This is a genomic window from Streptomyces sp. NPDC059002 (assembly GCF_042740435.1).
Classification (GTDB): domain Bacteria; phylum Actinomycetota; class Actinomycetes; order Streptomycetales; family Streptomycetaceae; genus Streptomyces.
In genome coordinates, this window is the sequence record NZ_JBHYJI010000017.1 from 16,488 (window position 1) to 41,362 (window position 24,875).

The following is a 24,875-nucleotide window of genomic DNA, read 5'->3' on the forward strand; positions in this document are numbered from 1 at the left end:
GGTTCAGGTGGCGCGGGCGGCGTCGAGGGCCGCGCGGAGGTGTCCCGACGAGTCCGTGAGGAGGTCCGCGGCGGTGGCGGCGTCGACTCCGCCGAGGATGGTCAGGATGGCGTTCTTCACCTCCCCGTCGGTCGCGGCGAGCGCGGCTTCGATCTCCTCGTCACAGGCGCCGGTGGCGAGGGCGACGATCCGGCGTGAGCGGGCCCGCAGCTTCTCGTTCGAGGCCCGCACGTCCACCATCAGGTTTCCGTACGTCTTGCCGAGCCGGATCATCGTGATCGTCGACAGCATGTTGAGGACGAGCTTCTGGGCCGTGCCCGCCTTCAACCGGGTGGATCCGGTGAGGAGTTCGGGGCCCACGACGACCTCGATGCCGTGCTCGGCGGCGGCCGCGAGCGCGCTGTCCGCGTTGCAGGACAGGCCGATGGTGAGCGCGCCGTACCGCTCGCGGGCGTGCTCCACCGCGCCGATCGCGTACGGGGTGCGGCCCGATGCGGAGATCCCGACGACCACGTCGTCCGCGGTCAGGTCCAGGTCGGCCAGGTCCTGCGCGGCCAGCTCCTTGCTGTCCTCCGCGCCCTCGACCGCCGTGACCATGGCGCTCGGGCCGCCCGCGATGAGGCCGACGACCTCGCTCGGGTCGGTGTTGAACGTCGGCGGGCACTCGGACGCGTCGAGCACACCGAGCCGTCCCGCGGTGCCCGCGCCCGCGTAGATCAGGCGGCCGCCGCGGGCCATCCGCTCGGCGGTGCCGTCGATGGCGGCGGCGATCGCGGGCAGTTGCTCGGCGACGGCGGCGGGGACGGTGGCGTCCTCGCCGTTCATGATCCGCGCGATCTCCTGCGTGGGCAGGCGGTCGATTTCGGAGAGCTCGGGGCGGAACGCCTCGGTGGTGAGGGTGGCGAGCTGGGCGCGGAGCTCGCCGTACGTGCCGTCGCCGGGCTGGGAGGAGGGCTGGGGCGCGGGCTGGGAGGGGGTGGCGTCGGTGGTGGAGGTCATGGCGTCTGCGGCTCTTTCGTGTCCGGTGCGGGGGGTGGGCGCGTACGGAGGTCTGTCCGGGTGCGGCTGCGGGGTCAGCGGCTCCCGCCGCGTGGGCTGTGCCGGTGGGCGAGTGCTTCGTACGAGGCGGCGAGCGCGGGCGCCGCGGTCTCGTACGTCCGCTGGGCGACGCCCACGAACAGGCAGTCCACGACGAGCAGTTGGCTCGTCCGCGAGGACATCGCGGCGGGCCGCAGCTCGCTCTCGCGCGCCGTGGAGGTGGTCAGTATGTGATCGGCGTACTGCGAGACGGCCGCCCCCGGCCGCCCGGTGATCGCGATCGTGGTCGCGCCGTGCTCGAAGGCGACGCGGAGGGGTTCGATCACGTCGCCCGTCGACCCGGAGTGCGTGATCGCGATGGCCACGTCCTTCGCGCGCAGCGTCACCGCGTTCGTGACCGCCAGGTGCGGGTCCGAGTGGGCGTGCGCGACATGTCCGATGCGGAGCAGCTTCTGCGCGAGGTCCTGGGCGACGAGGCCGGATGCGGCGACGCCGTAGATCTCCACGCGCCGCGCGGTGGCGAGCGCGGCCACGGCCGCGCCGAGCTGCACGGTGTCGAGTCCGGCCGCGGTGTCGGCGAGGGTCTGCTGCTCGTCGTACGCCAGTTTCGCCACGACGTCCGACAGCGGGTCGTCGACCGCGATGTCCGCGGTGACGGCGGGCGCCCGGCCCGACTGCTGCTGGGCGGCGAGTCCGGCGAGTGCGAGGCGCAGGTCCCGGTAGCCGGGGTAGCCGAGGAGGCGGGCGGTGCGGACCACCGTCGCCTCGCTGGTGCCGGTGAGCTCGGCGAGGCCGGTGACCGTGAGGGCGGCGCATCCCGCGGGGTCGCCCGCCACGGCCTCGGCGACGCGCTGCATGGAGCGGGTCATCGACGGTGCGAGGGTGCGCACCTTGGCCGCGAGGGCGGCGGGGGCGGGGGGCGCGGTGCCCTCGAAAATTTCCTTCACGTTGTTGGTCACACCTGAAAGATATTTTCGCGACGGGGTGGGGTCAAGAGCCCTTTGGTCCTGAGGTGCGGGGGGACCTTCGGGCGTGCGGGGTTCCGGGTGCGCGGGGTGACAATGGCCTTATGGACGCGATCGACCCCCTGGAGCAGGCGTTGCACGCCGCTCGCGCACTTGTCCTCGCCGACCTCGTCGCCCGTGACGTCGCCGAGGCCGAGGTCGTCTCGCTCGTCGAGGAGGCCGTCGCGCACCGCCGCTGGTGGGTCGAGCAGTGGCCCGAAGGCATCGAGTACGTCGCCGGGCTCGTCGCCCAGGACGTCCAGGACGGGCTCCTGGAGCGGTACGGGCGGTGGCCGCTGTGTCCTGTCTGCGGCTCGGGCGACCCCCACGCGCTGGACGTGGAACCGGAGTTGGGGCCCGATCCGCACTGGGTCTGCGGCAAGGCGGGCGTCGTCGTCGCGCCGGTCGGCGGGCTCGGGGCGGCGGGCTGACATGACCGTCTACATAGACCCGCCCGTCTGGCCCGGCCACGGCCGCCTCTGGTCCCACCTCGTCAGCGACGTCTCGTACGACGAACTCCACGCCTTCGCGGCGGGCATCGGGTGCCCGCCGCGCGCGTTCGAGCGTGATCACTACGACGTGCCGTCGGACCGGTACGAGGACGCGGTGCGGGCCGGGGCCGTCGAGATCGGGTCCAAGGAGCTGGTGCGGAGGCTTACGGGGGCGGGGTTGCGTCGGCCCAAGGGGCGGCCCGCGTAAGGGAGCGGTCAGATGTGCTGTTCCTGGGGGGTTCCCGTCGGGTCCGTGCGCTCCGTGCCCGGCGCCGACGTCGTCACGATGCGGCTCGGCGTCCTCCGGTGCAGGCTCAGCGACAGCGTCACCGCCACGATCGCAAGCGCCGTCATCGCCGCGCCCGCCCATGCCGTCGCCGCGTAGCCGAAGTCCAGGTCGATCACCGTGCCGCCGAGCCACGGGCCGCCCGTGTTGCCCAGGTTGAACGCGGCCGTCGTCGTCGCCCCCGCGAGGGTCGGGGCCGCGCCCGCGACGTTGAACATCCGGGCGTTCAGGGCCGGGGCCGTGTAGAACGCGGACACCCCGAGCAGGAAGCTCAGGGTGATCGCCGCCGCCGGGGTGGCCGCGAACAGGGCCAGCGAGACCAGGAACACCGTGGACGCGGCGATGCCGCTCAGCAGGACCCCGAACAGGTGCGCGTCCGCGAAGCGGCCGCCGATCGCCGTGCCGACCAGGGCGCCGGCGCCGAACAGGCCGAGGATCGTCGGGACCCAGCCCTTGTCCAGGCCCGCCACGTCCGTGAGCAGCGGGGAGAGGTACGAGAACGCGCAGAAGACGCCGCCCGCGGCGAGGGCGGTGATCACGATCGCCAGCCAGACCTGGCGGTCGCCGTAGATGGAGAGTTCCTTCTTGAGCTGCGGCCGCTCCGCGGGGAGCGGGATGCGGGGGATCAGCGTCAGTACGCCGACCAGCGCGATCGCGGAGGCCGCGGCGACCGCCCAGAACGCGGAGCGCCAGCCGAAGTGCTCGCCGAGGAACGCGCCCGCAGGGACGCCGAGGACGTTCGCGATGGACAGGCCGCCGATCATCACCGCCATGGCGCGGGCCCGCTGGTTGAACGGCACCATCGCGATGGCCACGGCGGCGCCCACCGCCCAGAAGCCGGCGCAGGCGAGGGCGCTGATCACGCGGGACGCGAAGAGCACCTCGTACGTGGGGGCCAGGGCTCCCGCGACCTGGCCCAGGCCGAAGACCGTGATCAGCGTGATCAGGGTCGTGCGGCGGGGGAGGCGCAGGGTCGCCACGGCGAGCAGGGGGGCGCCGATGACCATGCCGATGGCGAACGCGGAGATCAGGAGGCCGGCGCGGGGGATCGAGACGTTCATGTCGTCGGCGATCGGGGGGAGGAGGCCGGAGAGCATGAACTCGCTGGTGCCGAGGGCGAAGACGGCCAGGCCGAGCATGTAGACGGCTATGGGCATGCGGGTGGGGGCGGGGTTCGGCATATCTCGTGTGAACGCTGGGGTGTGGTGCGGGATTCCCCTTGGGCTGGTGTTTTCGCCTTGGGTTCGGCTGTGGGGCGGGGCCGCGGGGGTATGTGCGTACTCGCTATCCCGTGGCGGATGCCTCGGTCAGTGTTTGCCGTCACGGTGGCGCACCGTGCTCCGTGCGCACATACCCCCACGTCCCCTCGCGAGCGCTTGCGACTGCGGGTGCGTGGTCGCTCTGCTGTGTGCGCGGCGGCCGCTGGTCGTTCCGCTGTGGGCAGTCGTGCCGCTGGGCGGCACGGGTGGGCACAGCCCACGGTGCAGGGGGCCGCTCACGGAGGCGGGAGGAGGGGGGTGGTCAAGCCCGGCGCAGGCCGTACGCGTGGGTGGGGGCGCGGTCGGGGAGGCGGGTGTAGCCCGTGCGGGTCAGGACCGCGTGGGAGGGGGTGTTCGTGGGGTCGACGCGGGCCAGGAGGGACGTCACGTCGGGGTGGTCCAGGGCCCACTGCGAAAGCGAGCGCAGCGCTTCCGTGGCGTAGCCGTTGCCCCGCGCCGCGACGGCGAGGTCGTATCCGACCTCCACGCAGCCCTCGTCGTCGGGCGGCCCGTGGAACCCCATGCCGCCGACGGCGATCCCGTCGTCGGCGCGGACGAGCACGTGCATGCCCCAGTCGGGCCGGTACACCCCGCCGGCGTACGCCTTGGCCACCATGCCCGCGGCGGTCCGCGTGCCGTCGTAGGGTCCGCCCTCGATCCAGGTGAAGCCACCCGTGCCGCCCGCGGCGAGGTCCGCCGCGACGGCGGGCGTCACCTCGTGGAGGGTGACGTGGCCCGCGGGGATGGTGCGGGCGTTGCGCCAGCGCCAGTGGTCGAGGGGGGTGCGGCCGGGAAGGGGGCCGCGCCCGGTGGCCCAGAGCAGGGTCGCCCAGTGGGTCGCCCCCGTCGGCGCGGGCGGCACATGCGGGAAGAGGTGGGCGAGCAGCGCCTCGCAGAGGTCGGCGGGCGGTTCGGCGTCGACGCCGAATGCCCGCGCGATGTCGTACGCGTGGATGAGGATCTCGGCCACGCCCATCGCCGCGAAGCCCGTCGCGTCCGCGCTGCGGTGCGGGTAGGGGTGGTAGGCCCGTACGCCGGGCGGCGCGGTCCGTACGACGGCGGCGAGGATGCCGCTGGTCGCCTCGATGACGTGGATCGCGCCTTCGGGGTCCGTGCCGTCGTCGAGTGCGATGTCGAAGGGGACGTAGGCGGTGGCGGCCCGCCCTGTCAGCTGGCCCGCGTACCCGACCAGGGCGCCCGCGATGTGTTCCGCCGTCTCCAGGCAGCTCCAGTCGAGCCGGTACGCGGGCACGCTCCAGTCGCGGTCCGCCGTCGCGCGCAGTGTCTTCGCCGCGTGCGCCACGGCCTCGTCGATCCTGTCCCCACCCATGAGAAGCATGCGCAGAGGGTACGGGAGGGGGTGGCGGCGGGGCGCCTGGTTTTACGGGGCCGGCAGGTGTTTCACGGGGCCAGCAGGTCCAGTTCCGTGGTCAGGTTCTCGCGTGCCGGTGCCTCCCAGTTGGCCGCCCCGTACGGCGTCCTGAACAGGCGTGGGAGCGCGAGGAGTTGGCGCAGGATCTCCGCCCTGCCCGATCGGAACGCCTCGTCCGGCACGAATCCGTACTCCTCGCGGACCGCGGCCGCGTAGGCGGCGTACGTGTCGGGGGGTGACGCGAGGATCGCCAGGTCCGCGTCGCACAGCGCCTCGCCGTTGCGGTCGCCGTCGGCGGGGTCGTGCGTGATCGTGAGGCGGACGAGGCGGGCGACCTCGGCGACCGCGGGTTCGCCCAATCCGGCCTCGGTGAGGGCGCGTTCGGCGAGCCGGGCCGAGCGCTCCTCGTTCTCCGAGCGGTCGGGTGCGTACACCGCGTCGTGGAACCACGCCGCCAGACGTACGAGCTCGGGGTCGTCGGCGTGTTCTTCCAGTACGTCGATGTGGTCGAGGACCGCCGCCAGATGGTCGGTGGTGTGGTACTTGCGCTGCGGCTCGGCCCAGCGTGCGAGGAGGCGTTCCGCGTAGGGGGCGGGGTCGGGGGTGCCGCCCTCGGTCGTGCGGTGCAGGGTCGCCGCCCAGCGGGCTCGGAGGTCCTTGTCGTCGGCCATGGGTCGACCCTAACCGTTGAATACCCCCTGGGGGTATGTTACGGTCCCGGACGTCACCTACCCCCGGGGGGTATCTGGCAACTGTCGATCGGACCGTCGTCCGTGGAGGGGAACCGCCATGCAAACCGCCAATCCCATGCGCTGGTGGGCACTGCTCGTGCTCGCCACCGCCCAGTTCATGGTCATCATGGACACCTCGATCATCGGGGTCGCGCTCCCCGAGATGCAGCAGGACCTGGGCTTCTCGCAGGGCGAGTTGCAGTGGGTCTTCAACGCGTACGTCATCGCCTTCGGCGGTCTGCTGCTCCTCGGCGGGCGGCTCTCCGACCTGCTCGGGGCGCGCAAGGTCTTCGTCTCCGGCTGGGTCGTGCTGATCGCCGGATCCGTCGTCGCCGCCGCCGCGCAGACCGCGACCGTCGAGGTCGTCGGGCGCGCCGTGCAGGGCGTGGGCGGCGCGCTCATCGCACCCGCCGCCATGACGCTCCTGATGATGCTCTTCGGGCACAACCCCAAGGAACTCGGCAAGGCCATGGCTCTCTACGGCGCCGCGGCCCCCGCGGGCGGCACGGCGGGCGTCTTCCTCGGCGGCGTCTTCACCGAGTGGCTGAGCTGGCCCTGGGTCTTCATCATCTACGTCCCGATCGGCGTCGCGACGCTCGCCGCGACCCGGCTCCTGCCCGCCGTCGCGGGACGGCGCGGCTCCGTCGACATCCTCGGCGCCGTCTCCGTCACCGCCGGTCTCGCACTCGCCGTCTTCGCCGTGGTGCGGGCGCCGGAGACCGGCTGGGGCTCGACGGGCACCGTGGTCCAACTCGCCGCCGCCGTCGCGCTGTTGGTGCTCTTCCTCGTCATCCAGCAGAAGGTCCGTGAGCCCCTCATGCCGCTGAAGGTGTGGCGCATCCCGCGGCTCGGCTCCGCCAACCTCGCGATGACGCTGCTCGGCGCCGCCTGGATCCCCATGTGGTACTTCCTCAACCTCTACCTCCAGCAGGTCATGGGGTACGGGGCGTTCGCGTCCGGCGCCGCGCTGCTGCCGATGACCGGGCTGCTCATGGTCTTCATGACCGCCGTCACCGCGCGCCTCCTCGGGCGCTTCGGGGCCAAGCCGCTGATCGGCGGCGGGCTGCTCGTCCTCGCGCTCGGCCTGTTCTGGCTCGCGCAGGTCGGTCCGACCGGCTCCTTCGTGATCGACGTCCTGCCCGCTTCGCTGGTCGCCGCGCTCGGCATGTCCCTCGCGTACATCCCGGCGATGATGGCGGCGATGGCGGGGGCGCCGCCGGAGCAGGCCGGGCTCGCCTCCGGCATCGTCAACACGACCTACCAGGTGGGGTCCGCGCTCGGGCTCGCCGCGCTGACCGCGCTCGCCACGTCGCAGGGCGCCGGGGAGCTCGGGAATCTTCCCGCCCTGACGGACGGGTTCAGCGCGGCGTTCACCGGCGCGGGGGCCGTTGCGGTGGTCGGTGGCGTTGTCACCCTGCTGGTGATGCGGAAGGAGGCGGCGGCCTCCGCGGAGGAGAAGGCGGGCGTCTGACGGGGGCGGTGTCCGTCACCGGCTTCGCCGAGTTCGTCCTCGAACGCCGGACGGGCTTATTCGTCCTCAAACGCCGGACGGGCCTATCTGTCCGCAAGCGCCGGACGGGCTGGAAATGGACGGGCTGGAACTTCCAGTCCGTCCGTTGCCATGTGTCCGTCCAGACGGTTGGCTGCCGCCATGACCACTGTCGACGAGACCTACGAACCCGACCGCGCCGCACGGCTCCTGCGGACCGAGCGCGATGCCCTGATCCCCCTGTTGCGGGCCGCGCCCGACGACGCGTACGCGGTGCGGACCTGTTGTCCGGGCTGGACCGTGCGGCATCTGCTGGCGCACTGCGGGGCCGCGTTGACGCGGGTGGTGGAGAGCCGGTTCGAGGAGGGGGTGTACTCGCCCGAGAGCAATGAGAGGGACATCGCCGAGCGGGCGGACTGGTCCAACTCCCGTGTCGTGGACGAGCTGGAGCGCGGCATGACGGAGGCCGGTCCTGCCATCGCGGCGGCCAAGGGGAGGCTCGACGGGGTCGCGCTGGGGGAGTGGGTGCACGCGGGGGACGTACGGGAGGCGTGGGGGAAGCCGGGCGCGTACGGCGGGGAGGGACTCGTCGACGTACTGCCGTTGCTCGGGCAGTTCAGCAGGGGCGCGCACGCCGCCTCGTCGCTGTCGCTGCATGCGGACGTCGACGGCTGGGACGAGCCGGTGATCCTGGGGGTCGCCGACGGGAAGCGGCCGCCGGCCCGCTACATCGGGGACGCGCCGACGCTGGTGCGGCTGGTCGCGGGGCGGCCGCTCACGGGCACGCGGTACGAACTCGCGGGTGCCGCCGAAAAGGAGTTGTGCCTGTTCGGCTGAGGTGGATCATGAGAGGCCCTGCCGACCATTCGTCACGAGGAGCTGTTGCGCGATGCCGTCCGGTGCCGCCGTCCCCGCCGATCCGAACGTGCTGCACCCGATGCCGGGGCAGTCGCGCGTGGTGCTGCTCAAGCCGCTCGTGACCTCGCCGTTGATCGAGGTCGGGGACTTCTCGTACTACGACGATCCCGATGACCCGACCGCCTTCGAGACGCGGAACGTGCTCTATCACTACGGGCCCGAGCGGCTTGTGATCGGGAAGTTCTGTGCGCTGGGGGAGGGCGTGCGGTTCATCATGAACGGTGCCAACCACCGGATGGACGGCCCCTCGACCTTCCCCTTCCCGATCATGGGCGGGTCCTGGAGCGAGCACTTCGACCTGATCAGCGGGCTGCCGGGGCGGGGCGACACGGTCGTCGGCAACGACGTCTGGTTCGGCTACCGGGCCACGGTGATGCCGGGGGTGCGGATCGGGCACGGCGCCGTCATCGCGTCGGGCGCCGTGGTCGTCGACGACGTGCCGGACTACGGCATCGTCGGCGGCAACCCGGCGAAGCTCATCCGGCGCCGGTTCAGCGACGAGGACGTCGACCGGCTGCTCGAACTCGCCTGGTGGGACTGGCCCGCCGAGCATCTGACCGAGCACATCCGCGCCGTCATGTCCGGCAGCGTCGACGAGCTCGCCGCGGTGGCGCCCGCCCCGAACGCGCGTACCCCGAAGGCCGATTGACCTTCGGGGTGCGCGCGTCGCGGGGGCTCAGTGCTGGTGGCCGCCGCCCTGCTCGGTCCCGGCGGGCGCGTCGCCGCCGGTGTGGACCGTGAACGCGGCCGTCCTGACCTTGCCCTCGTGCTTGAAGTCGAGGAACAGGCGGTACGCGCCCTTGCTCGGTGCCGCCGCCATGAACGAGATGCCGGGGCCCGCCTTCGTCTTTCCGTCGCCGGGCTCGCCGTTCGGGTGTACGTGGAGGTAGGCGAGGTCGCCGGAGCGCAGGGCGACCAGGTGGCCGTACGCGCCCAGATAGGGCTGGAGGTCGGTCACCGGCTTGCCGTTCTTCGCCACGTCCAGGGTGAGGTCGCCGCCCGCGCCCGTCTTCAACTCGCCCTTGAGTGTCACGTCGTAGCCGTCCACCGTCGTGGTGGTGCTGTGCGCGGGCAGGTCCTTGGGCTCGAACGCGCCCGCCACCGCGAGGTCTGCGCCGAGGGTGAGGCCCTCCTTGGCGCCCTCGGGGCGGAAGTCGGCGAAGACGCGGTAGCCGCCCGCCTCGGGCAGGCGCACCGGGGTCGACCAGGTGCCGTCCGCCGCGCGGGTCGGGTGCAGATGGCGGTAGCTGGTCAGATCGCGTGAGGCGACGATGAGGTGGAGTTCCTTGTCGTGCTCGGCCCGGTACGCGGTGACGTTGCGGCCCGTGGCGTCCTTGACGACGGCGAAGCGCAGCTCCTGCTCCTTGTCCGCCTCGATGCGCGGGGTCTTCAGGTCCAGCGTGTAGCCGCGGTCCGAGATCTGCAGGCCGCCGGGGGCGGTGGCGCCGTGCCCGGCGTGCTCCCCGTGTCCCGCTTCCTTGCCCGCTGCCTTCTCGCCGCTCATCCGCTTCCCCTTCTCCTGGCCGCCGTCGTGTTCGCCGTGCTGAGCCGCGGGCGCCTTGTCCGTGACGGGGTCGACGGCCGTGCCCACGCCGTACGCGGTACCGAAGGTCGCGGCGACGGCGGCGGCAAATGCGGTGATCTTCAGTCCGGTGTTCATGACGGCTCCCTCGTGATCCCCGTCCGGCTGGTTCCGGTCGGTCGGACTCGATGCACTCGAAGATACCCCCTGGGGGTATGAAGTCAAGCCCGGATCCCCTCTTGCGTTCGGTACCCCCCAGGGGTATACATAGATCTCGTCAGCAGTACCCACCCCGGGTATCGAGACGCAGGTATCGAGTCCCCCGCCGCGGTGGGCCCGCCCACTGACACACGAGGAGCAGCAGACATGTCCACCACCACAAGTCCCGGATCCACCGAGGCGGCCGAGGTAGAACTCGCCATCGGTGGCATGACCTGCGCCTCGTGCGCCGCCCGGATCGAGAAGAAGCTCAACCGCATGGACGGCGTCGAGGCGACCGTCAACTACGCCACCGAGAAGGCCAAGGTCAGCTACCGCGGCGCGGACGTCTCCGTGCAGGACCTGATCTCGACGGTCGAGGCCACCGGATACACCGCGCAGGAGCCCACCCCCGTACGGGAAGAGGCCGACGCGGACGGCGCGGACGAGCGGGCCGCCGACGACGAACTGCGGCCGCTGCGCCAGCGGTTGATCACCGCGGTGCTGCTCTCCGTGCCGGTCATCGCGATGGCGATGGTCCCCGCCCTGCAGTTCGAGTACTGGCAGTGGCTCTCGCTCACCCTCGCCGCGCCCGTCGTGACGTACGCCGCCTGGCCCTTCCACAAGGCGGCCTTCACCAACGCCCGGCACGGCGCCGCCACCATGGACACGCTGATCTCGGTCGGCACCTCCGCGGCCTTCCTCTGGTCGCTGTGGGCGCTGTTCTTCGGCACCGCGGGCACGCCCGGCATGACACACCCCTTCGAACTGACCATCGCGAGGAGCGACGGCGCGGGGAACATCTACCTGGAGGCCGCGGCGGGCGTCACCGCCTTCATCCTCGCCGGGCGGTACTTCGAGGCCCGGTCCAAGAGGAAGGCGGGCGCCGCGCTCAAGGCGCTGCTCCAGCTCGGCGCCAAGGACGTCACCGTGCTGCGCGACGGCGGGCGCGAAGAGACCGTCCCCGTCAGTGAGTTGAAGGTCGGCGACCGCTTCCTGGTCCGGCCCGGCGAGAAGATCGCCACGGACGGCAAGGTCGTCGAGGGTGCCTCCGCCGTGGACGCCTCCATGCTCACCGGCGAGTCCGTGCCCGTCGAGGTCGGCGAGGGCGACCCGGTCACCGGCGCCACCCTCAACGTCGGCGGCCGCCTGGTCGTCGAGGCCACCCGCGTCGGCGCCGACACCCAGCTCTCCCGCATGGCCAAGCTCGTCGAGGACGCGCAGAACGGCAAGGCCGCGGCCCAGCGCCTCGCCGACAAGATCTCCGCGGTGTTCGTGCCGGTCGTCATCGGCCTCGCGCTCGCCACCCTCGGCTTCTGGCTCGGCAACGGCGCGGGCCTGACCGCCGCCTTCACCGCCGCGGTCGCCGTCCTGATCATCGCCTGCCCCTGCGCCCTCGGCCTCGCGACCCCGACCGCCCTCATGGTCGGCACCGGCCGCGGCGCCCAGCTCGGCATCCTGATCAAGGGCCCGGAGGTCCTGGAGACCACCCGCAAGGTCGACACGATCGTCCTCGACAAGACCGGCACCGTCACCACCGGCAAGATGACCCTGCTCGCCACCCACACCGCCCCCGGCACCACCGAGTCCGAAGTCCTGCGTCTCGCCGGTGCGTTGGAGCACTCCTCGGAGCACCCCATCGCCCGCGCCGTCGCCGCCGGAGCGGCCGCCGAGGTCGGCACGCTGCCCGTGCCCGAGGACTTCGCGAACATCGCGGGCCTCGGCGTCCAGGGCATCGTCGAGGGGCACGCGGTCCTGGTCGGCCGCGAGCAGCTGCTCGGCGAGTGGGAGATCAAGCTCCCGGTGGCTCTCGAGCGCGCCAAGGCCGAGGCCGAGGCGGCCGGGCGCACCGCGATCGCGGTGGCCTGGGACGGCGAGGCGCGTGCGGTCCTGGAGGTCGCCGACGCGGTGAAGGACACCAGCGCCGAGGCGATCGAGCGGCTGCGGGCGCTCGGCCTCACCCCGATCCTGCTGACCGGCGACAACAAGGCGGTCGCGGTGTCGGTCGCCGCCGAGGTGGGCATCGCGCCGGAGAACGTGATCGCCGAGGTCATGCCGCAGGACAAGGTCGACGTGGTCAAGCGGCTGCAGGCCGAGGGGCGCAGCGTGGCCATGGTCGGCGACGGCGTGAACGACGCGGCGGCGCTCGCCCAGGCCGACCTGGGCCTGGCGATGGGCACCGGCACGGACGCCGCGATCGAGGCGGGCGACCTCACGCTGGTCCGCGGCGACCTGCGGGCCGCGGCCGACGCGATCCGGCTGTCGCGGCGCACGCTCGGCACCATCAAGTCGAACCTGTTCTGGGCCTTCGCCTACAACGTGGGCGCGCTGCCGCTGGCCGCCTCCGGCCTGCTCAACCCGATGATCGCGGGTGCGGCCATGGCGTTCTCGTCGGTCTTCGTGGTCGGCAACAGCCTGCGCCTGCGGGGATTCAAGCCGCTGTCCTGATCCGCCTCTACGATCACTGCCCGATGTATCGGCACCCCGGTGCGAGCGACTCGGCTCGCGCCGGGGTGTTCTGCGCGTAGGCTGGTAATTGGACTAGACCTATGTGACTGGGATCGCGACCAGAAGGAAGAGACATCCATGAGCAAGCGTGCAGTCCTGGAGGTGATCGCCCTCGGCGCCGAGGACGCCGTCGCCGCCCAGGCCGGAGGTGCGGACCGCCTCGAGCTGGTGACCGACATGGCCGCCGACGGCCTCACGCCGTCCCGCGAGACCTTCGCCGAGATCCGCGCCCGGGTGGACATCTCGCTGCGCGTCATGCTGCGGCTCGCCGACGGATTCGCCGCGGGCGACGTCGACGCGCTCGTACGCCGGGCCCACGAGCTCAGGAGCGAAGGCGCCGACGAGTTCGTGCTCGGCTTCCTCGACGAGGCAGGCGCCGCCGACATCGCGGCCGTGGAGACCCTGGTCGGCGCGCTCGACGGCTGCCGCTGGACGTTCCACCGGGCGATCGACCGGGCCGCCGACCGCGACGCCCTGCGCAAGCAGCTCGCGGATCTGCCCGGGCTCGACACCTACCTCACCGCGGGGGCCGCCGCCGGGGTCGACGAGGGCCTGCCGACACTGCTCGCCGAGGCCGCGCGGCGCGGTGAGCCCGGGTACGAGCCGCAGTTGCTCATCGGCGGCGGCCTCCGGCTTGATCATCTGCCGCGGCTGAAGGAGGCTGGCGTCGACGCGTTCCACATCGGCGGGGCGGCTCGGCCCGGCGGATGGGCCGCGCCGGTCTCCGCCGAGGCGGTCGCGCGCTGGCGGGAGGCTGTCGACGCGTAGCGCTCCGCGGGTTGGGCGGTTCCTGTGCCGCGGGTTCGTCGCGGCCCGGCGTGCCCGCGCGGCGGGCCGCACAGGTCAGAACCCCAGGGGCGCCCCGCAAGGGGCGCCTCGTCGAAGCCGGCCAGAACTGGACCGACCCAAAGGGGACTTCATGACCGCACAGACAGACCGCCCGACGGACCGTCGGGCGAGCCGCGCACTGCCACTCGCGGCGATGCTGCTCACCGGCACCGTCGCGCTCTACATCGCGCTCGTCGCGTTCGGGAACATCACGGACTTCGGCACCAACCAGCAGTTCGTACGCCATGTCCTCGCGATGGACACCACCTTCAAGGGCAACGGCCTGATGTGGCGCGCGGTGGAGTCCACCGCGGTGCAGGACGCGGCCTACGTCGCGATCATCGCGTGGGAGACCGCCGCCGCGGTGCTGCTCATCGCGGCGACGGCGCTGTGGGCCGTCGCCCTGCGCCAAGGACAGGGCTTCCGCAGAGCCCGACGCGCGGGCACGGCGGGCCTCTTGATGCTCATGCTGCTGTTCGGGGGCGGCTTCATCGGCGTCGGCGGCGAGTGGTTCGCCATGTGGCAGTCGGAGAACTGGAACGGCCTCGACGCGGCGACCCGCGTGGTCACCTTCGTGGGCATCGCGCTCATCGTGACCCTCATGCCGTCCGCCGAAACCTCGGCGGACGACGTCAAGACGGCCGTGGGACTACCGGTGGACGACGCGAAAAAGGTCGTGGACTAGGCGAGTTGCCCGGGCAGGTCCGTCGCGTGGACGACGATCAGTCCGGACACGGCACGGGTCAGTGCCACATACAGACGGCGCAGGCCGGTGCGTTCGTCGGGCTCGCCGTCGACGACGGCGGCGGGCTCGTCCAGCACCACATAGTCGTACTCGAGGCCCTTCGCGAGCGACGCGGGCACCAGTGTCAGACGGGTGTCCGGCGTGGTCTCCTCGCCGGGCGACAGATACGTGATCCCGGCCGCCGTCAGCGCGTCGGCGAGCGCGGGGATGCGGGCATCGGCCGCGATGAGCCCGATGGAGCCCTCCTGTCGCAGCGACTCGGCGCAGGCCGCGAGGCACGCCGCGTCCAGGTCGTCGACGCGCCGCACCGCCAGTGAACCCGGCGACTCACGCACCGAGTCGACCTCCGCGAGCCCCGGCGCGATGTCCGGGAGCAGCCGGGACGCGTACGCGATGACCTCGCGCGGCACGCGGAAACCCGCCGTCAGCTCCTCCACCACGGCGTCGCCCTTGCCGAGATGCCCGAGCGCCTCCGCCCAACTCCGCGTGGCCCAGGGCGTGGTGCCCTGCGCGAGATCGCCGAGGACGGTCGCCGAACCCGTCGTGCAGCGCCGGCCCACCGCGCGGTACTGCATCGGGGAGAGGTCCTGCGCCTCGTCGAGCACCACGTGCCCGAGCGAATGCGTGCGCTGGACGAGATCCGTCGCCTCGTCGATCAACACGGCGTCGGCGGCCGACCACTTGGCGGACTTCACGCTCCGCGCGGGCTTCGCCCACAGCACCGCCTTCTGCTCCTCCTCGCTCAGCACCCCCTCGGCGTGCGCGGCGAGGAACTCCGCGTCGGACAGCAGCCGCAGCACCAGCTTCGCCGGATCGACGGGCGGCCAGATCGCCTTCACCGCCGCCTTCACCGCGGCATTGCGCGCCACCGCGTCCTGCACCCGGTCGTCCGGGGCCTCGCCCGACTGCTCCATGCGGACGAGGACCGCGTGCGCGATGCGCTGCGGGAGCGCGTCACGGGCGGCGCCGTACCGGATGTCGCGGTCGAGCAACTCCCTGACGATCTCCTCCAGTTCGTACGCCGGGATCCGCCACCTGCGCGACCCGCGCACGACCACCACCGGCTCCGTCGGCAGCGTGACGTGCGAGCGGACCGCGCCGCGCAGCACCCGGGCCATCCGGGCGTCGCCCTTGACGAGCGCCGCGGCCGCGTCGTCGCTGCCGCGCACCTCGACATGCGCGACGAGACCGTCGACCGTGGCCTGCTTGACCTCCAACTCGCCGAGCGCGGGCAGCACTTGTTCGATGTAGTGCAGGAAGGAGTCGTTCGGCCCGATGACCAGCGTGCCGGTCCGGGCGAGGCGCTCGCGGTGCGCGTACAGGAGATAGGCGACACGGTGCAGGCCGACCGCGGTCTTTCCCGTCCCCGGACCACCCTGCACGCACACGCTGCCGCTCAGGCCACTGCGGACGATCTCGTCCTGCTCGGGCTGGATGGTGGCGACGATGTCCCGCATCGGGCCGACGCGGGGCCGCTCGATCTCCTGCTGGAGCAGCTTGCTGGTCCGCTCGCCCTCCGACGCGTCACTGAGGTGCTCGTCCTCGTACGCGGTCAGGTCGCCGCCCGTGTAGCCGAAGCGGCGGCGCAGCGCGATGTCCATCGGGTCCTTCTTGGACGCCCGGTAGAACGGCTGCGAGACCGGCGCGCGCCAGTCGATGACCATGGGATCGCCGTCGGCGTCGTGCACGTGCCGCCGCCCGATGTAGAACTCCTCGCCCTCCGCACCCTCCGCCTGCTCGGCGCCCGGCGCGTGCAGATAGTCGAGCCGCCCGAAGAACAACGGGGTGTGGGCGAGATCGGCGAGCGACTTGATCCGCTCGTCGAGCTGCCGCTCAAGGACCGCGGCGTTCACCCAGTTCGCGGTGACGTCACGGATGTCGAGGGACTCGGCGTCCTCACGCATGGCGCGCAGGGCGGCGCGGGACGCGGCGAGATGCCCGCGTTCACGGGCGAGGGGATCGGACTGGGCGTGCGCGTGCACGGGATGCCTCCGGCGGTTCTGCGATGTCTTGGTGCGGCCTCTGCTCTTGCACGGGATGTGGCTCGGCAAGGTGCCGACCGGTTTCCGTCCGGGCGGCGGCGCTCCGTGGGGAGGCGGGGAAGGAGGAATCCTAGGACGGGGATGGCTGCCGGGGCCAACGAATTTCCCGGCGCCCCCGAGCGCTCAGTCGTCGGCGAGCTCCGCCACACCCGTGATCCGGTGCAGCGGATACGTGCGCACCTCGTCCGCCGTGTGGTCGTACGCCGTCACGAAGCCGCCCTCCACCCGCACCGGGGCGATCACGCGCTGGCTGGCGGCGCCCTCGGCGTTGACGTAGCCGATCCACACGGCCTCGCCGGTCAGGACCGCCGCCTGCATCGTGGCGAGGGTCTCCGCCGCCGTGGTGCGCGGCAGCCGCCCGTCCGCGGCGGCGGGGGCCTCCTTGCGGGGTGCCGTCGACGCCAGGTCGCCCGCGCGGATCGCCCGCACCGCAGCGCCGACGAGCGTGGCGTCGGGCAGCGGCGGGCCGTCGGGGACCGGCTCGGGGGCCGAGCGCGGCGGGGTGCGGTGGGCGTGCGCCCGGGTGATCAGGACGTCGCCCTCCGCGGACTCGGCGGCGGGCGCGAAGCCCATGGCGCGCAGCCCGTCGAGGAGCGTGCCGGGGTCCGCCTGGGTGGCGAGCACGGTCGGCGCGAGGCGGCGGAGCCGCAGGCCCTGGGAGCGCTTGTCGGCCAGGATTTCGTTGAGCAGCGCCTCGTCGTCGCAGCGCACATACGCGGAGGCGGCACCGATGCGCAGATGGCCGTGGCGGCGCGCCACGTCGTCGATCAGATACGCGAGGGGCTGCGGCACCGGCGTACGGGAGTGCGCGGCGAGGAACGCGTGCAGGTCGGAGGCCGACCGCCCGGCGTCGAGCGCGCGGCGCACGGAACCGGGCGTGAAGCGGAAGACGGTGGCGCCGCCCTTCGACTCGACGTCGGCGAGCACGGCGAGCGCGTCGGCGAGCGGCCGCTCCAGCGGGCCCGGGGCCACCGCGGTGAGGTCGGCCTGGAGCAGCACGTGGTCGAGGGGCTCGGGCAGCAGGGGCGCGAGCAGCCGGGCGGCGCGCGCGGCGGCGACGGCCTGCTCGGCGGGGCTCGTGCCGTCGTCCCCTTCCGCGTCCGCGTCCAGGAGCGCCCGGCCGTGCGTCGACAGCGCGCCGCGCCCCGTGATGCCGAGCAACTCGGCCTCGTTCAGGGTCCATCGGGCGATACGGGAGCGCAGGTCCTGGGACGCCGGGGACGGCCGCTCCCAGCGCAGCCGGGTCAGCACCGCGTCGGCGTCGGGCGAGGCGCCCTCGGGCAGTGCGGCGAGCAGGTCGAGGACCCGGCGGCGGACCTCGGGGGCCGCGGAGCGGTCCAGGTGCGGGCCGAGCGCGGAGAGCGTGCGGTCCTTGCCGTCGCGGCCGCCGATCAGGCCCGCCGTGCGGGTCGCCGCCAGCCAGGCCGTGGCCAGCGCCGACCAGCGCTCGGGGGCGGGCAGCTCCTGCCACTCGTCGTACGCGGGAGTCGCCGCGTACCGCTCGTCGGCCTCGCCGTCGGAGGCCACCAGGCCCGCGGCGTAGGCCAGTTCGACCCAGAAGGCGGCCAGCGGCTCCGGCAGGTCGAGCGCGACCGCCGTCCGCTTCAGGTCGCGCACGCTGAGGCCGCCCGCGCGCAGCACGCCGGGCCCGCCCTCGTCCCAGTCCTTGAGCAGCTCCTCGACGGTGGCCAGCGCGGTGTACGCCTGGCCCGCGGCGGTCGCGTCCACAACCTGTGGACGAGTCTCGCGCGCGGCCACGACCGGCGGCGGCGTCGGCTCGGGGGCACGGTGCGCGCGCCCCGCCCGCAGATGCAGGGCGGCCTCGCGCGGCAGGACGACCGTGCCGGGCGCGGTCGGAAGGAGCAGCCCCCGGTCCATGAGCCAGCGCAGATGCCGGGCCGGATCCGCGGTGACCTGCCCGTACGGCGGCCCCCACACCAGCCGGGACAGCACCTCCACGGACTCCGCGGGCGCCTCGTCGAGCAGGGCCGACATCCGGACGCGGTCCGTGAACAGCGCGGTGAGGGACTCGACGGCGGACACCGGATCGTGCGTGTTCGGCAGCCCGGCCGCCGCCACGATCTCCTGCACCCGGGTCGGCGACATCCCCGCCGTGGCCTCCGCGACCGTCGGCCCGAGACCGGTCGGCGACGGGTACTGCGGCGCGGGCGCGAGCAGCTCACGGGCCGTACGGACGAGCCGCAGCCGGTCGTCCGACCCCCACACCAGGGCCTGCTCATGGAGCGTGGCGAGCGCCCGGGGCAGCGCCTCCTCGACGGCCGCGTCGCCGTCGTCCCCCGCGATCAGCGCCCGCACCTCCCCGTACGACGTGGGGTCCTGGGCCACCGCGAGCGTCTCCGCCACCTGCTGCGCGAACCGGTCGAGCCGTTCCAGGGCGCGCACCACGGAGGCGCGCGTGCCCGCCCGCGTGGCCAGCTGCGTCAGATCGGTGGGGACCGGGGTGAGGAGGTCGGGCCTGGCCCGGAGCAGCGCGGCGAGCGCGCCGTCCGCACGCGAACGGAGCGCTTCGGCGAGAGAACGGGGCGTGTCCGCGGAGCGCGGCGATGCGGTCGCGCTTGCGCTGTCCGTGGGCTGCGGCTCGTCGGTGCTCATCCGGCTCACGGTAGCGGGTCGGCCGGGGGCGGCGGTGCCGTTGCGGGGCGGGGAAGGGGGTGCGCCCCGGGTTGTGACACCGCTGCGGGTTGCGCCGATGCGGCACACTGGACGTTTGGCCTCTCGGAAAGGGCGCTCGCGTGAACGGTCCCCTCATCGTCCAGTCGGACAAGACCCTCCTGCTGGAGGTCGACCACGAGCAGGCCGACGCCTGCCGCCGCGCCATCGCGCCCTTCGCGGAACTGGAGCGGGCCCCCGAGCACATCCACACCTACCGCGTCACGCCGCTCGGGCTGTGGAACGCGCGCGCCGCGGGGCACGACGCCGAGCAGGTCGTGGACGCGCTCGTGGAGTTCTCGCGGTATCCCGTGCCGCACGCGCTGCTCGTGGACATCGCCGAGACGATGGCGCGGTACGGACGGCTCACGCTCTCCAAGCACCCCACCCACGGGCTTGTGCTCACCACCACCGACCGGCCGGTGCTCGAAGAGATCCTGCGGTCCAAGAAGGTCCAGCCGCTGGTCGGCACGCGCATCGACCCGGACACCGTCGTCGTGCACCCCTCCGAGCGCGGGCAGATCAAGCAGACGCTGCTCAAGCTCGGCTGGCCCGCCGAGGACCTCGCCGGGTACGTCGACGGCGAGGCGCACAAGATCGACCTCGACGAGAGCGGCTGGGCGCTGCGGCCCTACCAGCAGCAGGCCGTCGAGGGCTTCTGGCACGGCGGCAGCGGTGTCGTCGTGCTGCCGTGCGGCGCGGGCAAGACCCTCGTCGGCGCCGGGGCCATGGCGCAGGCCAAGGCCACCACCCTCATCCTCGTCACCAACACCGTCTCCGCCCGCCAGTGGAAGCACGAGCTGGTCAAGCGGACCTCGCTGACCGAGGACGAGATCGGTGAGTACAGCGGTACGAGGAAGGAGATCCGGCCCGTCACCATCGCCACGTACCAGGTGCTCACGACGAAGCGGAAGGGCATCTACCCGCACCTGGAGCTCTTCGACTCCCGCGACTGGGGCCTCATCGTCTACGACGAGGTGCACCTGCTGCCCGCGCCGGTCTTCAAGTTCACCGCCGACCTCCAGGCGCGCCGCCGTCTCGGGCTCACCGCCACCCTCGTACGCGAGGACGGGCGCGAGTCCGACGTCTTCTCCCTCATCGGGCCCAAGCGCTTCGACGCCCCGTGGAAGGAGATCGAGGCCCAGGGCTACATCGCGCCCGCCGACTGCGTGGAGGTGCGGGTCAATCTCACCGACAGCGAGCGGCTCGCGTACGCCACCGCGGAGGCCGAGGAGAAGTACCGGTTCTGCGCCACCACCGCGACCAAGCGGAAGGTGACCGAGGCGCTCGTCAAGAAGCACGCCGGGGAGCAGACCCTCGTCATCGGGCAGTACATCGACCAACTCGACGAGCTGGGCGAGCACTTGGACGCCCCCGTCATCAAGGGCGAGACCACGAACGCCCAGCGCGAGAAGCTCTTCGACGCCTTCCGCGAGGGCGAGATCTCCGTCCTCGTCGTCTCCAAGGTCGCCAACTTCTCCATCGACCTGCCGGAGGCCACCGTCGCCATCCAGGTGTCCGGCACGTTCGGCTCCCGCCAGGAGGAGGCCCAGCGGCTCGGCCGCGTCCTGCGCCCCAAGGCCGACGGCCACGAGGCCCGCTTCTACTCCGTCGTCGCCCGCGACACCATCGACCAGGACTTCGCCGCCCACCGCCAGCGGTTCCTCGCCGAGCAGGGGTACGCGTACCGGATCGTGGACGCGGACGAGCTGCTGGCGGGGGGCTGACAGGGGCGACTTCTGGTTGGCTCCCCGTGCTTCACCGACGATCGGTACGCTGGGGAGTCGCCGGGAAGCCGACGGAACCAGCCACGCCAAGGGCAAGGAGGGCGCCATGCCTCACCAGGAAATCTATGAGGTGCTGTACACCGAGCCCGCCGCCCAGGACCGTGACCGCCTCGACCCCGTGCGCAGGGCGTCCTTCGACAAGGCCATCGAGATCCTGGCGCGCGATCCGTACACGGAGCACTCGCGGTCGATCGGCGTGGGCGAGCAGGACCGGGAGATCCGGCTGACCTCACAAATCGTGGCCGAGTACATGGTGTCGCGCGGCCGTCTGCTGCTTGTCGTCCTGCGGGTGTTCGACGACGCGGACATTCTGCTGGCCGAGGACTGACGCAAGCAGCACCACGCCCACCAGCGCGTACGGCGACGCCAACGGCTGCTGCCACCACGGCAGATGGAGGTCCAGGTCGCCCCGGTGCGGGAGCAGCCAGAAGGTGCGGGCCGTGAAGAGCACGGCCACCGCCACCGCCAGGCGCCGCCGGCCCGCCGCGATCAGCAGGGCCAGCAGCGGCACGCACCACACCCAGTGGTGGGACCAGCTGATCGGGCAGACGAGCAGCGCGGTGAAGGCCGTGAGCAGGACGGCCTTCGGGGCGGACCGGGCGTCGACGCGGGCGGCGAGCCAGAGGCCGCACGCCGCGACCAGGACCGCGGGCACCGCCCAGCGCAGGCCCGGCTCCGCGTCGTGCAGGAGCCGGGCGGCAAGCCCCTGCAGCGACTGGTTGTCGACGATCCACGCCTTGCCGACCCGCCCCGTCTCGAAGACGCGCCGCGTGAAGAAGTCGACGCTGGCGGCGGGCAGGACGAGCGCGCCGAGCAGCACGGTGCCGGCGAACGCGGCGAGGGCGGTGACCCCTTCGCGTACCCGCCCGGTCACCAGGCAGTACGCGATGAAGACGGCGGGCGTCAGCTTGATCCCGGCCGCGACGCCGAGCGCGAAGCCCTTGCCGGGGGTGCCGGGCCGCCGGGTGAGGTCCCCCAGGACGAGGCAGGCGAGCGCGAGGTTGATCTGCCCGAACAGGACGGTCTGGAAGACGGGTTCGAGCCAGAGGGCGAGGGCCGTCGCGGCGCACAGCAGCGGGGCGCGGGCGGGCAGGCCCGCCAGGGTGCAGGAGAGCCGGACCAGGAGCGCGAGGAGGGCGACGTTGCCGACGAGGAAGACGGCCTTCAGGGCGCCGAGCGGCAGCCAGGTCGTCGGTACGAAGAGGATCGCGGCGAACGGCGGGTAGGTGGCGGGCAGTTGCCACTCGGTGACCGTGAACCCGTACAGATCACCGCCGCCGGCGACCGCCGCACCCTCGGCCCGGTAGACCAGGGTGTCGGCCATCGGCACGCGCTGGACGACGCAGAGGACGGCCAGGGCGGCGAGGGAGACCGCGAGCAGCAGGGCCGCCGCGGTGGGTGATCGAAAGGTCACGTTCCGTGGTGTCACGGCGTGACCTTAGTGGCTGCGCGGTCAGCGGCGGCGGACGCCCGCCTCCGCCGCGTACTCGCCGAGCACGACGACGCCGAACGCGGCGCTCACGAGGACCTTGGCGGCGCGCAGGGCGCCGCCCACGCGGTGGGGGTGCGGGGTGCCGTCGGTTCCTGCGGCACCGGCGGACGACGGGACGGACGCGGGGGTGAAGGCTGCTGCATTCATGTCTCCATGATGGTTTTCGGACGTCCCCCGCACATCGGCCTGCGGCCCGACCCGGAGATCGCCCTGCGGTGCAACGGGAGGCGGCGTCCGTACGCCTTGAGTCGGACACCGACCCCTGATCGACCCCTAGGGGGACCGGCCCTCAAGTGGGCGCCCCCGCCGGGAGAAGGTACCGTCGAGGGCACCGCGCACCACCGCGCCGCGTCAACGCAGCCGCCCCGGAGGGGACTTCGTGGGGATCGAGAGCGATCAGCTCGTCTACGACTATCTGAGCCGAGTCGGGGACCTCGCCCAGCAGCGGCAGTTGCCGTCAGGGACGCGTATGCGGCTCGTCTCCCGGCTCCGCGACGAGATCGACCGCGGCAGGGCCAAGGCCGTCGCCGACAGCCCCGCCACGATCCGCCGCATCCTGGCCCGCCTCGGCACCCCGGAAGAGGTCGTCGAATCGGCGGGCGACGCGTCCGCCGAGGTGCCGGAGGAGCCGCGCGCACCCCGGGCGGCCGTGCCGTCGCAGCGCGGGCCCCGCGCCCGGCGTACCCCCGGGGAGGACGACGCCCCCAAGGGCCTGCGCCGCATGGTGCCGAGGCCGCGCCGTGCCGCGGCCCCCGACCCCGCGCCCGACGTCCTGCCCGAGGAGCCGCGCCCCTCGCCGCCGCACCTCGCGGGCTCGGACGAGCTGGGGCCGAGCGGTTCGGAGCCTGACTGGTGGCGGGTGGACAGCAGCCCGTTCGGCCTCTCGGACAGCGTTCCCGGTTTCGTCGGCGGCGTGGAGATCCCCGAGATACTCAAGCCCCCGCCGTCCCCCGACGACGAGCGGGGCCCCCGGCTGCGCAAGGGGGGCCCGGCCGTCGAGGACGAGGAGGAGGACGAGGAGGACGGGGAGGACGGGGACGAAGAGCCCGTAGAGGCGGAAGAGACGGGCCACCGACGGCGCTGGCGCATCCCCCGGCCGCGCTCGGGCGGCGACGGCGAGGGCCCCGCCTTCAGCAACCCGCTGCTCCTGCTCGCCGCCGCACTCCTCACCGTCGGCGCCGCCCTCGGCAACTTCCTCGCGCTCGGCGTCGGTTGGCTCATCGCCTACGCCTCCCGCAAACTCTCCCGCAACGAGGCGAAAATGGCCGCCCTCGGCCTGCCCGCCCTCTCGGTGGCCGCGGGGATCGCCTGGCTGTGGGGCCGCAGCGAGGGGCGCTGGGGCGCCCCCATCAAGGAAGGTCACATGAGCGACGCCATGGCCGACACCTGGCCATGGGTGGTCCGCGGCGCAGCCGTCGCCTCCGCGCTCTTCCTGCTGTGGAGATCCCAGCGGCAACGGCCTTGAGGGGCGGGGCTGTCGGGGTGCTACCCAGCCGCCGGCTACTTCTTCTTCGTCAGGTCCGCCTGCAGCTCGTCCAGGATCTTGTCCGCCGCGGTGTAGCCGATGCCCTGGATCCACAGCTCGTCGTCGACCGGGTGGACGTTGCCGGACTTGACGGCCTTCATGTTCTTCCAGAGGCTGCTGCCGACGGTCTGGGTCTGCTTGGCCTTCTTCGGGTCGCCGTACGTGGACTGGAAGATGACGTCCGTGTCCGCGAGGTCGATCTTCTCGGGGGACAGGTCGTAGGAGAAGCCGTCCTTGGCCTTCGCGGAGATCGGGGCGCGGCCGAGGCCGACGTCCTTGAGGATCGTGGCGATGTAGCTCTGCTCGCCGTAGAGGCGGATGTCGGCGCCCTCCATGAAGCGGATGACGTTGACCTTCGTCTGCTCGGCCGCGGCGGGGCCGCCGATGGCGGTGGTCACCTTCTTGGCGTGCGCCGCGTAGTCGGAGACGACCTTCTTCGCCTCGGCCTGCCTGCCGAGCGCGTCGGCGTGCACCTGGAAGTTCTCCTTCCAGGGGTAGCCGGTGGTCTCCGTCATGACGGTCGGCGCGATCTGCTTGAGCTGGTCGTACTTCGCGGCGTGCCGGATCTTCGAGGTGAGGATCAGATCGGGCTTGAGCGCGGCGATGGCCTCCATGTTCGGGTTCAGCATCTCGCCGACGTCCTTGATGCCGCTGACCTTGTCCTTGGGCAGATAGCTCAGGAAGCCCGAGGACGCCTCGACGTGCGTGGCGCCGATCGGCTGCACACCGAGGGTGATCGCGGAGTCCAGCTCGGCGGTGTCGAGGACGACGACGCGCTCGGGCTTCACCGGGACCCGTACGTCCCCCATGGCCGTCTTGACCGTGTGCGTCCTGCCCGATCCCGCGGCGTCCTTGCCGGAGTCCGAGGAACCGCAGGCGGCGAGCGTCAGCGCCCCGGTGAGGGCCAGCGATCCGGTGAGCAGTGCGCGGCGGTGCAGCGGTGCGCGGAAGCGGGTCATGGGGACGCCTC

Annotated in this window: 22 protein-coding genes; 11 read left to right on the plus strand and 11 right to left on the minus strand. The window is 72.7% G+C overall.

Annotated features, from left to right (window positions below; genetic code table 11):
• Positions 1 to 3: 3 nt before the first annotated feature.
• Positions 4 to 999, minus strand: coding sequence for an N-acetylmuramic acid 6-phosphate etherase (gene murQ / locus ACFWZ2_RS17610; protein WP_384546523.1), 996 nt, complete (start codon positions 997 to 999; stop codon positions 4 to 6).
• A gap of 74 nt (positions 1,000 to 1,073) precedes the next feature.
• A complete protein-coding gene (locus tag ACFWZ2_RS17615; RefSeq protein WP_384546525.1) occupies positions 1,074 to 1,997 on the minus strand; it encodes a MurR/RpiR family transcriptional regulator in 924 nt (307 codons plus the stop codon).
• Between the two features lie 110 nt (positions 1,998 to 2,107).
• Here ACFWZ2_RS17615 and ACFWZ2_RS17620 point away from each other — a divergent pair, with 110 nt between their 5' ends.
• Both ACFWZ2_RS17620 and ACFWZ2_RS17625 read left to right on the plus strand, forming a co-directional pair.
• Complete coding sequence (locus ACFWZ2_RS17620) at positions 2,108 to 2,473, plus strand: hypothetical protein (protein ID WP_384546527.1); 366 nt, start codon at positions 2,108 to 2,110, stop codon at positions 2,471 to 2,473.
• 1 nt (position 2,474) lies between these two features.
• Positions 2,475 to 2,741, plus strand: coding sequence for a DUF4031 domain-containing protein (locus tag ACFWZ2_RS17625; RefSeq protein WP_384546529.1), 267 nt, complete (start codon positions 2,475 to 2,477; stop codon positions 2,739 to 2,741).
• 8 nt (positions 2,742 to 2,749) lie between these two features.
• Here ACFWZ2_RS17625 and ACFWZ2_RS17630 read toward each other — a convergent pair whose 3' ends face one another.
• From ACFWZ2_RS17630 to ACFWZ2_RS17640, 3 genes are all read right to left on the minus strand, one after another.
• Entirely contained in the window at positions 2,750 to 3,976 is a 1,227-nt protein-coding gene (locus ACFWZ2_RS17630; RefSeq protein WP_384546758.1) for a Cmx/CmrA family chloramphenicol efflux MFS transporter, read from the minus strand.
• Between the two features lie 364 nt (positions 3,977 to 4,340).
• Positions 4,341 to 5,417 carry a GNAT family N-acetyltransferase gene (locus ACFWZ2_RS17635; protein WP_384546530.1) on the minus strand — a complete coding sequence of 359 codons (1,077 nt, stop codon included), beginning with the start codon at positions 5,415 to 5,417 and terminating at the stop codon, positions 4,341 to 4,343.
• 62 nt (positions 5,418 to 5,479) lie between these two features.
• A complete protein-coding gene (locus tag ACFWZ2_RS17640) occupies positions 5,480 to 6,121 on the minus strand; it encodes a hypothetical protein (RefSeq protein WP_384546532.1) in 642 nt (213 codons plus the stop codon).
• A gap of 118 nt (positions 6,122 to 6,239) precedes the next feature.
• Here ACFWZ2_RS17640 and ACFWZ2_RS17645 point away from each other — a divergent pair, with 118 nt between their 5' ends.
• The 3 genes from ACFWZ2_RS17645 to ACFWZ2_RS17655 all read left to right on the plus strand — a co-directional run bounded on the left by ACFWZ2_RS17645 (position 6,240) and on the right by ACFWZ2_RS17655 (position 9,237).
• Positions 6,240 to 7,652, plus strand: a complete 1,413-nt coding sequence (locus ACFWZ2_RS17645) for an MFS transporter (RefSeq protein WP_384546533.1) — start codon at positions 6,240 to 6,242, stop codon at positions 7,650 to 7,652.
• A gap of 180 nt (positions 7,653 to 7,832) precedes the next feature.
• The gene (locus tag ACFWZ2_RS17650) at positions 7,833 to 8,507 is read left to right on the plus strand and encodes a maleylpyruvate isomerase family mycothiol-dependent enzyme (RefSeq protein ID WP_384546535.1); all 675 of its coding nucleotides are present in this window, start codon (positions 7,833 to 7,835) and stop codon (positions 8,505 to 8,507) included.
• A gap of 52 nt (positions 8,508 to 8,559) precedes the next feature.
• Positions 8,560 to 9,237 carry a CatB-related O-acetyltransferase gene (locus ACFWZ2_RS17655; RefSeq protein ID WP_384546537.1) on the plus strand — a complete coding sequence of 226 codons (678 nt, stop codon included), beginning with the start codon at positions 8,560 to 8,562 and terminating at the stop codon, positions 9,235 to 9,237.
• Between the two features lie 27 nt (positions 9,238 to 9,264).
• On the opposite strand, the gene ACFWZ2_RS17660 is transcribed toward ACFWZ2_RS17655, so the two are convergent.
• The gene (locus tag ACFWZ2_RS17660) at positions 9,265 to 10,248 is read right to left on the minus strand and encodes a hypothetical protein (protein WP_384546539.1); all 984 of its coding nucleotides are present in this window, start codon (positions 10,246 to 10,248) and stop codon (positions 9,265 to 9,267) included.
• A gap of 228 nt (positions 10,249 to 10,476) precedes the next feature.
• On the opposite strand from ACFWZ2_RS17660, the gene ACFWZ2_RS17665 reads away from it, so the two are divergent.
• From ACFWZ2_RS17665 to ACFWZ2_RS17675, 3 genes are all read left to right on the plus strand, one after another.
• Positions 10,477 to 12,756, plus strand: a complete 2,280-nt coding sequence (locus ACFWZ2_RS17665) for a heavy metal translocating P-type ATPase (protein ID WP_384546541.1) — start codon at positions 10,477 to 10,479, stop codon at positions 12,754 to 12,756.
• A gap of 138 nt (positions 12,757 to 12,894) precedes the next feature.
• On the plus strand, positions 12,895 to 13,584 hold the full coding sequence (locus tag ACFWZ2_RS17670) for a copper homeostasis protein CutC (RefSeq protein ID WP_384546543.1): 690 nt from the start codon (positions 12,895 to 12,897) through the stop codon (positions 13,582 to 13,584).
• Between the two features lie 151 nt (positions 13,585 to 13,735).
• Positions 13,736 to 14,329, plus strand: a complete 594-nt coding sequence (locus tag ACFWZ2_RS17675; RefSeq protein WP_384546545.1) for a DUF2165 domain-containing protein — start codon at positions 13,736 to 13,738, stop codon at positions 14,327 to 14,329.
• Here ACFWZ2_RS17675 and ACFWZ2_RS17680 read toward each other — a convergent pair.
• Both ACFWZ2_RS17680 and ACFWZ2_RS17685 read right to left on the minus strand, forming a co-directional pair.
• Positions 14,326 to 16,371: a HelD family protein gene (locus ACFWZ2_RS17680; RefSeq protein WP_384546547.1), complete on the minus strand. Its 2,046-nt coding sequence runs from the start codon at positions 16,369 to 16,371 to the stop codon at positions 14,326 to 14,328. The genes ACFWZ2_RS17675 and ACFWZ2_RS17680 overlap by 4 nt on opposite strands.
• Before the next feature lie 183 nt (positions 16,372 to 16,554).
• Positions 16,555 to 19,044, minus strand: coding sequence for a helicase-associated domain-containing protein (locus ACFWZ2_RS17685; RefSeq protein ID WP_384546548.1), 2,490 nt, complete (start codon positions 19,042 to 19,044; stop codon positions 16,555 to 16,557).
• A gap of 140 nt (positions 19,045 to 19,184) precedes the next feature.
• Between ACFWZ2_RS17685 and ACFWZ2_RS17690 the strand changes: the two genes are divergently transcribed.
• Positions 19,185 to 20,828, plus strand: a complete 1,644-nt coding sequence (locus tag ACFWZ2_RS17690; RefSeq protein ID WP_384546550.1) for a DNA repair helicase XPB — start codon at positions 19,185 to 19,187, stop codon at positions 20,826 to 20,828.
• 106 nt (positions 20,829 to 20,934) lie between these two features.
• The gene (locus ACFWZ2_RS17695) at positions 20,935 to 21,216 is read left to right on the plus strand and encodes a hypothetical protein (RefSeq protein WP_098243282.1); all 282 of its coding nucleotides are present in this window, start codon (positions 20,935 to 20,937) and stop codon (positions 21,214 to 21,216) included.
• Here ACFWZ2_RS17695 and ACFWZ2_RS17700 read toward each other — a convergent pair.
• Together ACFWZ2_RS17700 and ACFWZ2_RS17705 are read right to left on the minus strand one after the other, a co-directional pair.
• Complete coding sequence (locus ACFWZ2_RS17700; RefSeq protein WP_384546552.1) at positions 21,118 to 22,302, minus strand: glycosyltransferase 87 family protein; 1,185 nt, start codon at positions 22,300 to 22,302, stop codon at positions 21,118 to 21,120. The two genes, ACFWZ2_RS17695 and ACFWZ2_RS17700, sit on opposite strands and share 99 nt — an antisense overlap.
• Positions 22,303 to 22,341: 39 nt before the next feature.
• Complete coding sequence (locus tag ACFWZ2_RS17705) at positions 22,342 to 22,527, minus strand: hypothetical protein (RefSeq protein ID WP_384546554.1); 186 nt, start codon at positions 22,525 to 22,527, stop codon at positions 22,342 to 22,344.
• A gap of 232 nt (positions 22,528 to 22,759) precedes the next feature.
• On the opposite strand from ACFWZ2_RS17705, the gene ACFWZ2_RS17710 reads away from it, so the two are divergent.
• Positions 22,760 to 23,845, plus strand: coding sequence for a hypothetical protein (locus tag ACFWZ2_RS17710; RefSeq protein ID WP_384546556.1), 1,086 nt, complete (start codon positions 22,760 to 22,762; stop codon positions 23,843 to 23,845).
• Positions 23,846 to 23,880: 35 nt separating this feature from the next.
• Here ACFWZ2_RS17710 and ACFWZ2_RS17715 read toward each other — a convergent pair whose 3' ends face one another.
• Positions 23,881 to 24,864, minus strand: coding sequence for an ABC transporter substrate-binding protein (locus ACFWZ2_RS17715; protein ID WP_384546558.1), 984 nt, complete (start codon positions 24,862 to 24,864; stop codon positions 23,881 to 23,883).
• Positions 24,865 to 24,875 lie beyond the last annotated feature (11 nt).